The 15,783-nt window shown below is 67.7% G+C and carries 9 protein-coding genes; all 9 read left to right on the top strand.

Features of this window, described 5'->3' with window-relative positions; genetic code table 11:
* Positions 1–303: 303 nt before the first annotated feature.
* Positions 304–1,161, top strand: coding sequence for a serine hydrolase (locus EAH76_RS02795; protein WP_140847772.1), 858 nt, complete (start codon positions 304–306; stop codon positions 1,159–1,161).
* A gap of 360 nt (positions 1,162–1,521) precedes the next feature.
* On the top strand, positions 1,522–3,093 hold the full coding sequence (locus EAH76_RS02790; RefSeq protein WP_140847769.1) for a DUF4153 domain-containing protein: 1,572 nt from the start codon (positions 1,522–1,524) through the stop codon (positions 3,091–3,093).
* A gap of 11 nt (positions 3,094–3,104) precedes the next feature.
* Positions 3,105–3,803 (top strand): response regulator transcription factor, encoded by a 699-nt coding sequence (locus EAH76_RS02785; RefSeq protein ID WP_241659510.1) that lies wholly within the window; start codon positions 3,105–3,107, stop codon positions 3,801–3,803.
* The gene (locus tag EAH76_RS02780) at positions 3,800–5,362 is read left to right on the top strand and encodes a sensor histidine kinase (protein ID WP_140847763.1); all 1,563 of its coding nucleotides are present in this window, start codon (positions 3,800–3,802) and stop codon (positions 5,360–5,362) included. The genes EAH76_RS02785 and EAH76_RS02780 overlap by 4 nt, the downstream gene beginning before the upstream one ends.
* Positions 5,363–5,778: 416 nt before the next feature.
* Positions 5,779–7,074, top strand: a complete 1,296-nt coding sequence (locus tag EAH76_RS02775; RefSeq protein ID WP_140847760.1) for an efflux RND transporter periplasmic adaptor subunit — start codon at positions 5,779–5,781, stop codon at positions 7,072–7,074.
* A gap of 11 nt (positions 7,075–7,085) precedes the next feature.
* Positions 7,086–10,202, top strand: coding sequence for an efflux RND transporter permease subunit (locus EAH76_RS02770; RefSeq protein WP_140847757.1), 3,117 nt, complete (start codon positions 7,086–7,088; stop codon positions 10,200–10,202).
* Positions 10,203–10,212: 10 nt separating this feature from the next.
* On the top strand, positions 10,213–13,539 hold the full coding sequence (locus EAH76_RS02765) for an efflux RND transporter permease subunit (protein WP_140847754.1): 3,327 nt from the start codon (positions 10,213–10,215) through the stop codon (positions 13,537–13,539).
* Positions 13,536–14,993 carry an efflux transporter outer membrane subunit gene (locus EAH76_RS02760; RefSeq protein WP_140847750.1) on the top strand — a complete coding sequence of 486 codons (1,458 nt, stop codon included), beginning with the start codon at positions 13,536–13,538 and terminating at the stop codon, positions 14,991–14,993. Before EAH76_RS02765 ends, EAH76_RS02760 begins: the two co-directional genes overlap by 4 nt.
* Before the next feature lie 499 nt (positions 14,994–15,492).
* Positions 15,493–15,717: a hypothetical protein gene (locus EAH76_RS02755; RefSeq protein ID WP_140847747.1), complete on the top strand. Its 225-nt coding sequence runs from the start codon at positions 15,493–15,495 to the stop codon at positions 15,715–15,717.
* Positions 15,718–15,783: the final 66 nt, after the last annotated feature.

Below are 15,783 nucleotides of genomic sequence, written 5' to 3'. Positions count from 1 at the left end.
GCACCCCAGGGCGGTGCATGCGGGTGACGCGCTGGTCAGACGCTCCCAGGTCGCTCGTGTCAGCCCCACCGCCTCTGTCGTTCTTTTGCCATGTCGAGCGAGCATGCTCTGCCGCCTATCGCGTGAAAGCGCGGCGGCTGGCGCGAAAATTCGGGTGAGACCGAGGTTGGGCAACGGTTTAACCATGGACTGGCTCCGGCACCGTCAGCTACTCGCAGTTCACCGGCACGCACACACCGCGTGTTCAGTCTTGTCGGTTTAGAATGCGCCAAGCCGCTTAACGACAAAGCTCAAGGAGTATCGATGCGCGTGCCTCTGCTGTCCCGCCTGCTGCTCTCCGGTCTCGCCGCAAGCTTGCTCGTTCCGGCGCCTGCCGCGGCAAGTTCTCCGGAGCTCATCGGGCTCGAGCGCGAGCTGAGCCGGCTGGTGGCGGAGCGCTCGGGGGAATATGGCATCGCCGCGCTCGACCTTCGCGATGGCTCGAGCGTCGCCATCAATGGCAACACGCCGTTTCCGATGGCCAGTACGGTCAAGCTCGCCATCGCCGCCGCCTACCTTGCCGAGGTCGATCAAGGCCGACGCCGCCTCGACGAGACGATTGCCGCCCGTCCCGCCGCGAAGGTGCTCGAGCTGATGATCGTCCGCAGCGACAATCAGGCGGCCGACCAGCTGCTTGCCGCGGTTGGCGGACCGGTCACGGTCCAGCAGTGGCTGTCGTCGCACGCGATCACCGGCATCCGGGTCGACCGCACCATAGCCCAACTGCTCCGCGAGCGCGGCCACCTGGCCGACAGCAAGGATGTCGCCACGCCGACCGCCATGGTTGCTTTGTTGTACAAATTGACCAACGGCACCGTTCTGACGCCGCAAAGCAGCGCCTATCTTTTCGACCTGATGCGGCGATGCCAGACCGGCACGCGCCGTATCCGCGCGCTGCTTCCCACCGGTACGTTGGTGGAGGACAAGACGGGCACGCTCGACGGTGTCACGAACGATGTCGGGTTCATTACCATGCCCGACGGCCACCGCGTGGCCGTCGCGGTGTTCGCGCGAGGCGGTCGCGATCGGCAGCCTGGCATCGCTGCGGTCGCACGCGTGATCTACGACCGGTTTGCCGACAGTGCCCGCAACGCCCTCGCCGTCTTCATGCGGATGCGGTGACCTGCGCCTGTTTGATTGCGCACTTTCGCTAGCTCTTCCGCGCTGGTGATCCCTCGCAGGGCGGTGTGCCCAAACGCCGGGAATGCATCGCGCTTGCGCCGAGCGACCAGTCGGGATCCCTGGCCAGGATCGAGCGCAGTTTCCTGATTCTGCTGCCACGCGCGTGCCGCGGGGCTCGCTTGGCCTCAGCGCGCCGAATGCGGGTATGGGGTATTCCGGCACCGCGCCGGCAGCGCCAGAAGGCGCGCGCTCCGTCTCTGCACGCGATCTGCATCGTTTGCGCACGCGATGACCCCGGTCCGACCTCTCTGATCGACACATGGCGCGGTCAAAGGTGCTCCCGACGAACGGGAGACTGCAATGACGCTTGCTCGACAATTTCAAACCGGTGTCCTTGCCAAGGCAATGGCCACCGGCGCGCTGCTGATCGCGTGTCAGATCCTGTTCGACGGATCGAGGCTCGGCGCTGCGCTGGGGGCATTCGCGCTCGCCTGGTCCGCGGCGCTCGCATTGACCCAGCGCGCGGTGACGCGCGGGACCGCTGCCAGGATCGCGCTTGTCATCGCCGTGGCGCTGGTCGGCGTGCTGGTCGACGATCCGAGCGTGATAGGCTGGGTTTCGTTCTGGGTGGCGCTATCGCTGGCGGCGGTGTTGCCGCGTCGCGGTTTCGACGAGGCCTCGATCTGGGCTCGCCGCCTCGTCGTGCATGCGGCGACCGGGTTGGTCTCGCCCTTTCGCGACGCCGCCCGGCTTAGTGCCGCGGGTCAACGCGGCCTGCGGGGAACAATGAGTGTCCGCGCGGTCATACGCCTGCTCCTCCTTCCCGTTGGCGGCGGTGCGGTCTTCCTTGCCCTCTTTGCCAGTGCCAATCCGCTCATCGAGACCGTCCTTGCAGAGATCGCGCTGCCCGATGCCTGGACCGTCGTGTGGCGCAGCGTGCTGGCGGGCCTCGTTGTCATCGCGGTGTGGCCGAGCCTGCGCCCGAGCAGTGCCGTAACGCGAATGTCTCGCACCGCGACGCGTGCCCCGCTGATCGCGTACGAGCCCGGAGCGGCGACGCTGACGTTGGCGCTCGTCACCTTCAACGTGGTGTTCGCACTGCAGAACGGGCTCGACATCGCGTTTCTCTGGAGCGGGGCGCCGCTCCCGGCTGGCGTCACTCTGGCGGACTATGCACATCGCGGTGCCTATGCGCTGATCGTCACCGCGCTTCTGGCGGGCGCCTTCGTGATGGTGGCGATGCGACCGGGTAGTCCAGGTGCCGCAACACCAAGCGTCCGTGCGCTCGTGATGCTATGGATTGCGCAGAACGTGCTGCTCGTCGCCTCGAGCGCGCTACGCACGCTCGACTATGTCGACGCCTATGGGATGACCGAACTCCGCCTCGCTGCTCTGGCCTGGATGGGGCTGGTGGCGGTCGGGCTTGCGCTGATCGGCTGGCGACTCCGCGCCGATCGCTCGGCCGCGTGGCTGATCAACGCGAACGCCCTGGCGGCGGCGGCAGTGATCGTGACGGCGAGCGTGGTCGATCTCGGCGCGACGGCGGCGGCTTGGAACACTCGCGTCGCGCTGCAGCGCGGCCGCTCCGGGCCGCAGCTCGATCTCTGCTATCTCGGGCGACTGGGACCGTCGGCGCTGGTGTCTCTCGCAGGGCTCGAACGGCACGCGCGCGACCCGGCCTTGCGCGAGCGGCTCGGCTGGTTGCGCTGGAATGCACAAAACGACCTGCTGCTTCGGCAAGGCCATTGGCGCAGCTGGACGCCGCGCGGCGCGCGACGTCTGAGCGCCGCCGAAGCAATCGCCGGCAAACGCTCCCCAGCGCTTCGCCCGGCACCCAACGGTCGCGGCTGCGACGGTTCGATCGTGCCGCCGCCGCCGCCGCCCGCTGCGCCCCCGGCACCACCGCCGTTGACGAAAGGGCCGCAACAATGATCCTGTGTCCCATGCCCCGCATGATCCTCATCGTCGACGACGATCCCCATATCCGCCAGCTGCTCGTCTTCGCGCTCGACAAGGCCGGTTTAGAAACGATCGAGGCGAGCGACGGCGAGGCGGCGCTCGCGCTGGCGTCCGAGCGCGCGCCCGATTTGGTGGTGCTCGACATCAACATGCCGCGGATGGACGGGCTCGAGGTGTGCCGTCGCCTGCGCGCCGAAAGTCCGGTCCCGATCCTGTTCCTGTCGAGCCGCGACGACGAGATCGACCGTGTGCTCGGCATCGAGCTCGGCGCCGACGATTATGTCGTAAAGCCGTTCTCGCCGCGCGAAGTGGTGGCGCGCGTGATGGCGATCCTGCGGCGCACCGCGGCGCACGCGCCGAGCGTCGAGACCGGCCGCGATCTCGCGCAGGGGCGGTTGCGACTCGACCTCGATGGATGGCGGGCGCTGTGGGATCGAACCGATGTGCCGCTCACCGTTACCGAGTTCCAGATCCTGCGGCTGCTCGTGTCGATGCCGGCAAAGGTGTTCAGCCGCGATGCGATCATCGACCGGCTGCACGGGCCGGGTTTTGCGATTACCGATCGGACGATCGACAGCCATGTCCGCAACCTGCGCGCCAAATTCGCGCGGGAGGGTGGCGGCGACGTGATCGAGACGCGCGCCGGCATCGGTTATCGCCTCGGGGCGTGCGCGGGAGCGTGATCGCTTCGACCAAGCGTTGGGCGAAGCGCCATTGGCCGCAGATGCGGCTACGCACGATCGTCTTTGCGACGCTGTTCGTCGTGGCGGCGCTGCCGGGCTTCGGCGCGGTGTTCCTGCGCGTCTATGAAAACACGCTGGTGCGCCAGACCGAGGCCGAACTCGTCGCGCAAGGCGCGGCGCTTGCGGCGACGGCGGAGGCGGGATGGCCTGGCGCGACGACCGCACCGAGTCTTGCCGCTGACCGAGGCGAGGACCGCTCGACCACGAGCGCGATCGATCTCAGCACCACTCCGATATTGCCCGAGCGCCCCGCAGCCGAGCCCGCCCAGCCGGTAGCGCGCGACGCCGCAGCCGCATCGATCCGGCTCGCGCCGATCATTGCTGCGACGCGCGCAACGACGCGCGCGTCGATCCTCCTGCTGGATCGCGCCGGCCGTCTCGCCAGTGAGGGGCACGGTGCGGGCGGGTATGTGCACCTGCCCGAAGTGGCTGGGGCGTTGCGCGGGCGACCGATGACGGTCTTGCGGCGCAACGGGGCGTACCGCGCCACCTACCGTTTCGAGTGGCTCTCGCGCGCGGCCGCGATCCGCGTCCATCATGCTCGACCGATCGTGGTGGATGGCAAAGTGGTCGGCGTCCTGCTGCTCTCGCGCTCGGCGCGGTCGCTGTTCAAGGGGCTGTACGAAGATCGCTGGAAGATCGCGATCGGCATCGTGGCGATCTTCCTCGCGCTCGTCGTGCTCAGCGGCATCATCTCGCGCGGCGTTACGCGGCCGATCCAGCAACTGGGGATCGCCACGCGCGCGGTGGCGAGCGGGCATGGTCGCGTGCCCGACATTCCCACCACAGCGGCGCTCGAGATCCAGGGCCTGTATGCGGATTTCGCGGCGATGGCGGCGGCAATCGAGCACCGCTCGCACTATCTGCGCGATTTCGCGCATTCGGTGAGCCACGAGTTCAAGACCCCGCTCGCAGGAATTCGCGGTGCGCTCGAGCTGTTGCACGATCATCCCGACATGACGGCCGGGGATCGCGATCGCTTCCTCGCCAACGCCGATGCCGATGTCGATCGGCTGACATTGCTGGTAACGCGGCTGCTCGATCTGGCCCGCGCCGACATGGCGGAGCCCGGCGCGGTCGCATCGATCGATCCGCTTCCGATCATCGCGCGGGTGGCCGACATCGTCCGCGAAGCCGGGTTGGTCGTGTCGCTGCCGCACGCCATGCCTGCGGTTATCTGCCCGGCCGAAACCCTCGAAGCGGTGATGACGACGCTGTTCGATAACAGTCGGCAGGCCGGGGCGAGCGCTATCCGGGTGAGCACCTCCGTCGTTCCGGGGGCGCTCACCATACGCGTGAGCGACGACGGCCCCGGCATCGCCCCGGCCGATCGTCAGCGCTTGTTCGAACCGTTCTTCACGACCAAGCGCGAGACGGGCGGGACCGGCCTGGGCCTCGCTATCGCCCGTTCGCTGATTGAAAAGTCCGGCGGCCGGCTGGACCTTGTCGATGCGGCCGCGACGACCTTTGTCGTGGAGCTCCGATCAAACGCGTGCTGACGGATCGGAAAGGATCGGGGCCTGAGTTCCACTCGCGGCTACGTTCTTTCAACATTCGGCGACTGGCGACTTCGGCAATGAGCCGAAGGGTATGATTGTACGATTCAGATGCTGAAAATAGCCCGGAAATGACCGACAATGGGTCATCACCGCGTGCAGCGAAGCGCTATATGAACACGCGTCAGGAGGCAGGAAGCGGCGTAGGCGCTGCCGCTGTCGGCTTCTAGGTCAATCGCATGGCGAGAGTCAGCTAACCGACGCGGCGCCATGCCGGCTGAAGGTCCTGACCGCGATCCCGCTTTCGCATCGCCGGCGAGGCGCACGCCCGCCGATCGGCAAGATTTGCGACAATTGAATGATTGACACAACCGGCCCGCCAAGGCCGAAGACGTTACAGATTGTTGCGGAAGCCTTCCATGCCCGAGTTCGAGACCGATACCACGCCCTACGCGCCAATCCCCGCGACGACGCGCCGGATGGGCAGGCGGGGTCGGACGCTCAGTTGGATCGCCGGGCTGGGCGGCTTGCTGCTGCTCATCCTGTTCGCGGTGTGGCTGTCGCATTCCGGTTCGGACGCCGGAGGCGCGGGCGGCGGTCGACGCGGCGGCGGCGGCGGCGGGCGCGGCGGCCCGGGCGGCGGCGGGCAGCCGACGACGGTCGCGACCGTCAAGGCGAGCGCGGCCGATCTGCCGGTGGTGATCGAGGCGCTCGGCACCGTCACCCCCGCCGCGACGGTGACGATCCGCCCGCAGGTCTCGGGCACGATCACCAAATTGCTCTATGCCGAGGGGCAGCTCGTCAAGAAGGGCGAGGTGCTCGCGATCATCGATCCGCGGCCGTACCAGGCGGCGCTGCTGCAGGCGAAGGGCGCGCTGATCCGCGATCAGGCGCAGCTCGCCAATGCGCGCGTCCAGCTCAGCCGCTACAACACCCTGCTCGGGCAGGATTCGATCGCGCGGCAGGACGTCGATACGCAGGCGGCGACCGCCAAGCAGCTCCAGGGCACGATCGCGATCGACCAGGGCGCGGTGCAGCAGGCGCAGATCAACCTCGGCTTCACGCGCGTGCTCTCGCCGGTGTCGGGGCGCGTGGGCCTGCGCGTCGTCGATATCGGCAATTATATCGGCGCGGGCGATACCAATGGTATCGCCGTGGTGACGACGCTCCAGCCGATCGACGTCGCGTTCGCGGTGCCGCAGGACCAGGCGCCGGTGATCGCCCAGCGGATCGCGCAAGGGGCCGAGATCCCCGCGGTCGCGCTCGACCGGACGCGCACGCATACGCTCGACCAGGGGCGCTTCTCGACGCTCGACAATCAGGTCGATACCTCGACGGGGACGATCAAGGGCAAGGCGCGCTTCGCCAATCCCGCCAACCAGCTCTACCCGAACCAGTTCGTCAACGTGCGGCTGACGGTCAATACCGCGCGCCAGGCGATCACCATTCCCCCCGCGGCGGTCCGTTCGGGGCAGGACAGCGCGTTCGTCTGGCTGCTGAAAGGTGACCGCACCGTCACGCAGCGCAAGGTCACCACTGGGGTCACGAGCGCCGACAAGGTGCAGATCCTCACCGGCCTGAAACTCGGCGACACCGTCGTCACCGATGGCGGCGACCGGTTGAGCGAAGGCGCCAAGGTCGCGCTGCCGGGCGACAAGCCGGCCGCGCGCGGTGCCGGCGGCGGGCGGCGCAGGCGCGGCGGGCAGGGCGGCTGAGCGGCAGCGCGATGAGCCCGTCCCGCATCTTCATCCTGCGTCCCGTCGCGACCGCGCTGCTGATGATCGGCATCGTGCTGGCCGGCTTCGTCGGCTTCCGCATGCTGTCGCTCTCGGCGCTGCCCGAGGTCGATTACCCGACGATCGAGGTGACGACGCTCTATCCCGGCGGCAGCCCCGAGGTGATGAGCCAGACGGTGACCGCCCCGCTCGAACGCCAGTTCGGCGAGATGCCGGGCCTGTCGCGCATGGCCTCGACCAGCACCGCGGGCGCCTCGGTCATCACGCTGCAATTTGGGCTTTCGGAGGGGCTCGACGTCGCCGAGCAAGAAGTCCAGGCGGCGATCAACGCGTCCTCCGCGCTGCTCCCGGCCGATCTCCCCGCGCCGCCGGTCTATGCCAAGGTCAACCCGGCCGACGCGCCGATCCTGACGATCGCGATCAGCTCGGACACGATGCCGCTGACGCAGGTCCAGTCGATCGTCGACACGCGGCTCGCGCAGAAGATCAGCCAGATCAGCGGCGTCGGGCTCGTCTCGCTCGCCGGCGGGCAGAAGCCCGCGATGCGGATCCGCGCCGATACGCAGGCGCTGGCGAGCTATGGCCTGTCGCTGTCGCAGCTGCGCACCGCGATCGACAATGCCAACGCCAATAGCGCCAAGGGCAGCTTCGACGGGCCCAACCGCTCGTACCAGATCAACGCCAACGACCAGCTCGAGAGCGTCGAGGATTACAAGACGCTGATCGTCAGCTACGCTAACGGCGCGCCGGTGCGCCTGTCCGACGTCGCGCAAGTGTCCGAGGGCGCGGAGAATGCGCGGCTGGGCGCGCTCGCCAACACGACGCCCGCGATCATCCTCAACGTCCAGCGCCAGCCCGGCGCGAACGTCATCCAGACGACCGACGCGATCAAGGCGCAGCTCCCCGTGCTGCTCAAGAGCCTGCCTGCGGGCCTCAAGGCGACGACGCTCGCCGACCGCACGACGGGCATCCGCGCCTCGGTCAGCGATGTCGAGTTCGAGCTCGTGCTCGCGGTCGTGCTCGTAGTGCTGGTGATCTTCTTCTTCCTGCACTCGGCGCGCGCGACGCTCGTTGCCGGGCTCGCGGTGCCGATCTCGCTGATCGGCACGTGCGGGGTGATGTATCTGCTCCACTACAGCCTCGATAACCTCTCGCTGATGGCACTGACGATCGCGACCGGCTTCGTCGTCGACGATGCGATCGTGATGATCGAGAATATCCAGCGCCATATCGAGGAGGGAATGGAGCCGTTCGAGGCGGCGTTGCAGGGCGCATCCGAGATCGGCTTCACGATCATCTCGCTCACCGTCTCGCTGATCGCTGTGCTGATCCCGCTGCTGTTCATGGGCGATATCGTCGGGCGGCTGTTCCGCGAATTCGCGGTGACGCTCGCGATCACGATCCTGATCTCGGCGGTGGTGTCGCTGACGCTGACGCCGATGCTGTCGGCGCGCTGGTTGAAGCGCCCCGCGGACGAGAAGAAGAGCCGCATCGCCGAGCGTTCGGCCGCCGCCTTCGGCTGGGTCGAGCATCATTACGAGCGCGGGCTCGGCTATGTGCTCGACCGTCGCTTCGCCACGCTGATGGTGGCGATCGCGACTTTCGCGCTGACCGTGTTGCTCTATCTCGTCATCCCCAAGGGGCTGTTCCCGACGCAGGATACCGGCCAGCTCCAGGCGCGGCTGATCGCCTCGACGAGCGTGTCGTACGACAAGATGGCCTCGCTCCAGGCGCAGGCGGCGAAGGCGATATTGCAGGACGGATCGGTCGCTTCGCTGTCGTCGTTCGTCGGGGTCGATGGGTCGGACAACGCCACGCTCAATTCGGGCAGCATGTTCATCAACCTCAAGGAAAGCCACGGCGCGCAGGCCGATGTCATGCAGCGGCTCAAGGATGCGGTCGACCGCATCCCCGGCGTCACGCTCTACCTCCAGCCGACGCAGGACCTGACGATCGACGCCGAGAGCGGGCCGACGCAGTTTCGCTTCTCGGTCGAAGGATCGAACACCGCCGACGTCAATGCCGAGGCCAAGCGTATCGCCGCGGCGCTGCAATCGGTGTCGAAGGTGCGCAACGTCACCACCGACGCCGGCGCGCAAGGGCAGGCGGCGTATATCAATATCGATCGCGATTCGGCGGCGCGGCTCAACATCACCGCGTCGAGCGTCGACGATGCGCTCTATTCGGCGTTCGGCCAGCGGATCGTCTCGACGATCTTCACCGAGACGACGCAATATCGCGTGATCCTCGAAGCGGCGCCGGGCCTGCTGACCGACCCCGCCTCGCTCGGGCTGCTCCACGTCCAGGCCTCAGGTGGCGCGACGCCGCTCAGCGCGATCGCGACGATCAAGGCGGGGACCTCGCCGCTGCAGGTCAATCACGTCGCGCAATTCCCGGCGGCGACGATCGGCTTCGATACCGCGCCGGGCGTCTCGCTTGGCACCGCGGTGAATGCGGTGCAGGCGAAGATCACCGACCTGAAGCTCAAGACCGGCGTCTCGACCAGCTTCCTGGGTGCGGCTGGGGCCTTCTCGTCGTCGCTGTCGAACCAATTGTACCTGATCCTCGCGGCGATCGTCTGCGTCTATATCGTGCTCGGCGTGCTCTATGAGAGCTTCATCCACCCGCTGACGATCCTGTCGACCTTGCCCTCGGCGGCGGTCGGCGCGCTGTTCGCGCTGTGGATCACGGGGCATGATCTCGACGTGATCGGGATCATCGGGATCGTGCTGCTGATCGGCATCGTCAAGAAGAACGCGATCATGATGATCGACTTCGCGATCGCCGCCGAGCGCGACGAAGGGCTCGCACCGTTCGAGGCGATCCGCCAGGCGGCGATCCTGCGCTTCCGCCCGATCCTGATGACGACCCTCGCCGCGCTCTTCTCGGCGGTGCCGCTGATGCTCGGCAGCGGCGAGGGGGCGGAATTGCGCCGGCCGCTCGGTATCGCGATCTTCGGCGGGCTGCTCGTCAGCCAGTTGCTGACGGTGTTCACCACGCCGGTGATCTATCTCTATTTCGATCGCGCGCAGCAGGCCTTCGCGCGGCGCGGCTGGGGAGCGTACAAATCCCCCAACGTCGGCCCCGAAGCCGAAGCGCACCCGTGACGGTGACTGCGTGAACCTTTCAGCGCCCTTCATCCGGCGGCCGATCGCGACGGTCCTGCTGACGATCGGGCTTGCGCTCGCCGGGATCGCAGCGTTCTTCTCGCTGCCGGTGGCGCCGCTGCCGCAGGTCGATTTCCCGGTGATCAGCGTCTCGGCGAGCCTTGCCGGCGCGAGCCCCGACGTGATGGCACAGAGCATCGCGACGCCGCTAGAACGGCGGCTCGCGACGATCGCCGGGGTCAACGAGATGACCTCGCAAAGCTCGCTCGGCTCGACGCGGATCTCGCTGCAGTTCGACCTGTCGAAGAACATCGACACCGCCGCGCGCGAGGTCCAGGCGGCGATCAGCGCGTCGCGCGTCGACCTGCCCGCGACGCTGCGGCAGAACCCGACCTATCGCAAGGTCAACCCGGCGAGCCAGCCGGTGGTGACGCTCGCGCTCACCTCGGACACGCGCACCGCCGGGCAGATCTACGACGCGGTGTCGAACATCATCCAGCAGCGCATGGCGCAGATCCAGGGCGTCGGCGATGTCGAGCTGGGCGGCGGGTCGCTGCCGGCGGTGCGCGTCGCGGTCAATCCGCTCGAGCTCAACTCCTACGGCATCTCGATGGAGGATGTCCGCGCCGCGATCGAGGCGTCGAACGCCAACCGGCCCAAGGGGCTGATCTCGGGCAAGGACGGCCGCTCGTGGCAGATCTACACCAATGCCGCGGGCAAGACCGCCGCCGACTATCGCCCGCTGGTGGTGGCGTGGCGAGGAAGCTCGGCGGTGCGGCTGGGCGACATCGCGACGGTCAGCGACAGCGTCGCCGATACGCGCACGCTCGGGCTCTACAACGGCAAGCGCGCGATCATCGTCAATATCACCCAGCAGCCCGGCGCCAACCTCATCCAGATGGTGGACAAGATCAACGCCGAGCTGCCGGCTTTGCGCGCGCAATTGCCGCCCGACATCAAGCTCGACGTGGCGATGGACCGCACCAATTCGATCCGCGCCTCGCTGCGCGAAATCGAGATCACCGTGCTGATCGCGCTCGTCCTGGTGATCGTCGTCGTCTTCGCTTTCCTGCGCGACGTGCGCTCGACGATGATCCCGGCGGTGGCGACGGTGGTGTCGCTGCTCGGCACCTTCGGGGTGATGTATTTCCTCGGCTTCTCGCTCAACAACCTCTCGCTGATGGCGATCACGGTAGCGACTGGCTTCGTCGTCGATGACGCGATCGTCGTGCTCGAGAATACCACTCGGCATCTCGAGGAGGGGATGGGGCGGATCGATGCCGCCTTGCGCGGCGCGGCCGAGGTCGGCTTCACCGTGCTGTCGATCAGCGTCAGCCTCGTCGCGGTGTTCATCCCCTTGCTGTTCATGGGCGGGATCGTCGGGCGGCTGTTCCGCGAATTCGCGGTGACGCTGTCGGCGGCGGTGCTGATCAGCCTCGTGCTGTCGCTCACCACCACGCCCATGCTGTGCGCCTGGTTCCTCAAACCCCGGCCGCGCGAGGGCGACACCGTCAAGCAGCCGGGCCGCGTCGCGCGCGGGCTCGAGCGCGGCTATCAGCGCGTCGAGCGCGTCTATGAAAAGGCGCTCGACTGGGCGCTGGCGATGAAGCCGCTGGTGCTCGTGCTGTTCGTCGGCGTGCTCGCGCTGACCGCCTATCTCTATGTCGTCGTGCCCAAGGGCTTCTTCCCGCAGCAGCAATCGCCGCTGCTGATGGCGGGGGTGCGCGCCGACCAGAGCGTGTCGTTCCAGGACATGCAGGTGAAGCTCAACCAGGTCGTCGGCATCATCCACAAGGACCGCGCGGTGCAATCGGTGATCGGCTTCACCGGGGGCAATCGCGCGGGCAGCGCGTTCATGATGGTGGCGTTGAAACCCGTCGGTCAGCGGCACGGCGTCGCCGAGCCCGAGATCATCGCGCGGCTACAGCGCAAGCTCCAGCCGATCGCCGGTATCCGGCTGTTCCTCGCACCGGTGCAGGACCTGCGGATCGGCGCGCGGCAGGGCAATTCCTCCTATCAATATACGCTCGTCGCCGACAGCACCGCCGCGCTCAAGACCTGGTCGAAGAAGCTCAACGATGCGCTGCAGGCCAACAAGAAGCTCGCGAACGTCGACAGCGACTATAGCGAGAATGGCGTCGAGAGCTTCCTGACGATCGATCGCGACAGTGCGGCGAGGCTCGGGATCAGTTCGCGCGACGTCGACAATGCGCTGTACGACGCCTTCGGTCAGCGCAGCGTCGCCAACATCTATGAGGATATCAACCAGTACAGCGTCATCCTCGGCTGGCCGCAGGACATGACCACCGGCCCGCACGCGCTGACCGACGTGCGTGTTCCCGCGAATGCCGATGCGGTGATCGCGACCGGGCCCAATGCGACCGCGCTCAACGTCACGACGACGGCGACGGTCGCGACGACCAGCGCCACCGGTGTCGCCGCGACCGGCACGGGGACGGCGGGCAAGACCGCCGCGACCGCGACCGCCGCGGTCGCGACCAACCCGGCGCTGCGCAGCCCCTCGACCGGGTCCGCGCTCAGCAACACGCCGCGCACGATGGTGCCGCTCGACGCGATCGCCTCGATCGGCCAGGCCGCCACCGCGGCGAGCGTCAACCATGACGGCACCGAAGTCTCGACCACGCTCTCGTTCGATCTCGCGCCGGGCGTCGCTTTGTCCGATGCGCAGGCGGCGATCAGCGATGCCGAGGCGCAGATCGGCATGCCGACCACGGTGCATGGCAAATTCTCGGGCTCGGCGGCGACCTTCAAGGATACGCAGAGCGGCCAGCTGCTGCTGATCCTCGCCGCGCTGGTGACGATCTACATCGTGCTCGGCATCCTCTACGAAAGCCTGATCCACCCGCTCACCGTGCTCTCGACGCTGCCCGCGGCGGGGGTGGGGGCGGTGCTCGCGCTGATGCTGTTCAAGCTCGATTTCTCGATCATCGCGCTGATCGGTGTCTTCCTGCTGCTCGGCATCGTCAAGAAGAACGCCATTCTCATCATCGACTTCGCGATCCACGCGCAGCGCACGCGCGGGATCAGCGCCGAGGCGGCGGCGCGCGAGGCGAGCCTGCTCCGCTTCCGCCCGATCCTGATGACGACGATCGCCGCCGCGCTCGGCGCGCTGCCGCTCGCGATCGGCTTCGGCGAGGGGGCGGAGCTGCGCCAGCCGCTCGGCATCGTCATCATCGGCGGGCTGATCGCGAGCCAGGTGCTCACGCTGATCACGACGCCGGTCATCTATGTTTGCCTCGATGGCCTGGCCAATCGCCGCCGCCGAACCGCCCTCCGTGCCGCTCGACGCGGTACCCTTCGCGAGCTTCCCGCATGAAACCGATCCGCTCCTGGTCCGCTCTCCTCGCTAGCGTCGCGCTTGCCGGCTGCTCGCTCGCGCCGCCCTATGCGCGTCCGACCAGCCCCGATGCGACGCAGTGGAAGCCGGTCGACGGCTGGCAGCCCGCCGCCCCCGCCGATGGCGCGCCGCGCGGCGAGTGGTGGAAGGACTTTGGCGATACGACGCTCGACGAGCTCGTGGTCCGCGCGCATGCGCACAACCAGACGCTCGCCCAGGCCGAGGCGACCTATCGCCAGGCCCGCGCGCTCACCCGCGAAGCGCGCGCAAGCCTGTTCCCGACGGTATCAGCGACCGGATCGGTGACGCATTCGGCGTCGGGCGGATCGCGTACGATCGTCACCAACGGGGTGACCTCGGCAGCGGGGTCGCGCGCCTCGACCAGCTACAATGCGGGGCTTTCCGCCAGCTGGGCGCCGGATCTGTTCGGCGAAATCCGCAACACGGTCGCCAACCAACGCTTCACCGAACAGTCGCGCGGCGCCGATCTCGCCTCGGCGCAACTCGCGCTCGATGGCGAATTGGTGACCAACTATCTCGGGCTGCGTGCATCCGATGCGCAGATCGTCAGCCTGGCGGCGACCGTCGCGGCGTACCAGCGCTCGCTGACGATCGCCACCAACCGCTACAATGCCGGGATCGTCGCGCATAGCGACGTGTTCCAGGGCCAGTCGCAACTCGCCTCGGCGCAATCCGACCTCGAGGGCGAAAAGCGCACGCGCGCGCAGCTCGAGGATGCGATCGCGACGCTGATCGGCGAGAATGCCGCAGCCTTCACCTTGCCTGCCGTCGCCGACTGGAAGCCGGTGATCCCGAACGTACCGGTAGAGGTCCCCTCGACGCTGCTCGAACGCCGCCCCGACATCGCCTCGGCCGAGCGGTTGGTCGCCGCCGCCAACGCGCAGATCGGCGTCGATCGCGCCGCCTTCTTCCCGTCGCTCAGCCTCAGCGGGAGCGGGGGTTTCAACAGCGATACTTTGTCGAGCCTGTTCAGCTCGGCCTCCTCGCTCTGGTCGGTCGGGGCGTCGCTCGCGCAGACGATCTTCGATGGCGGCGCGCGCCGTGCACGTGTCGCGGGCAGTCGCGCGGCCTATGACGCCGCGGTCGCCAATTATCGCCAGGTGACGCTCACCGCGTTCCAGGCGGTGCAGGACAATCTCGCCGCGACCGCGATCCTTGCGCGGCAGGAAAAGTTGCTCACCACCGCTTCGGTCGCCGCCGATCGCAGCGAGGCGGCGGTCCGTTTCCAGTATCAGTCGGGGATCGTCGTCTATTCGGACGTCGTCACCGCGCAGGCGACGGCGTTCGCCGCGCGCCGCGCGCTGATCCAGATCCGCGCGGACCGCCAGACGACCGCTGCGGCTTTGGTCCAGGCGCTGGGGGGCGGATGGTCCGGGGGATACGGTGCGGCCCTTGGACAAGGTGTACCGTAGGCGAAGAGCCCGGCTGCAGCGATTTTTGCATTCGAGTGTAGATCTGGCGATACGCAGGTGTCGGAGCTTTACCGGGCACCGAAGCCCAATGAAGTCACGGTCCGAGGTCCAGCGAGACACGCCGACCGTCTGGTCATCGGTCTTTCTGGGCAGAGCCAGCACCGAGGCCGACCCCCGCGCGTCGACGGCGCGCCTTCTTCCCTTCCCGCGACGCGCCGTCAGACCTTGCTCGCGGGCGCGCCGCCGCGTTTTCGTGGGCTTGGTCGTGATGCTGCCCCGCCGGAGCAGGATGTCCAGCCGCCGATCGCCGTACCGCCGGTGCTGCCGCGCCAGATCGCGCAAGCGCGAGCCAAGGTCATCATCATCCGCCCGACAAGGGCGAGGGCGTGCCCGCGGGAACTACGTATGGGGTGCCGGTGGTCGCTCCCCTAGGATTTTCCCCAGCGCCGATGCCACGCGGGTGAGCGTAGCGGCGGTGCGGAAAAAGGCGAATGCGGCGATGACGAAGTTCCACCTTCACCCCGAGCCCCAGCTGGTGTCGCGTATCCGCTGGCTCGGTGCCGGCGCGCTGGAGGGCAATGACGGCAACGTCCCGAGCGCCCGCCTGATCGTCTGCGCTGCCGCAGCGGCCAAAACCCCTGGCCGCCGAAATTGGTCTCCTCTTCGGGTCGGCATTGTGATGTCCGGCCCCATCCCGACGCCCCCGACGCGCACTCCGTCATGACGACGGGCCACCTCATTGCGGCTTTTGGCTCAGGGCTGCTGATCGGCCTTGCCCTGATGCTCTATT

The sequence above is a fragment of the Sphingomonas glacialis genome, assembly GCF_006439055.1.
In the GTDB taxonomy this organism is placed as follows: domain Bacteria; phylum Pseudomonadota; class Alphaproteobacteria; order Sphingomonadales; family Sphingomonadaceae; genus Sphingomonas; species Sphingomonas glacialis_A.
This window is presented reverse-complemented; position numbering and strand designations above follow the sequence as displayed.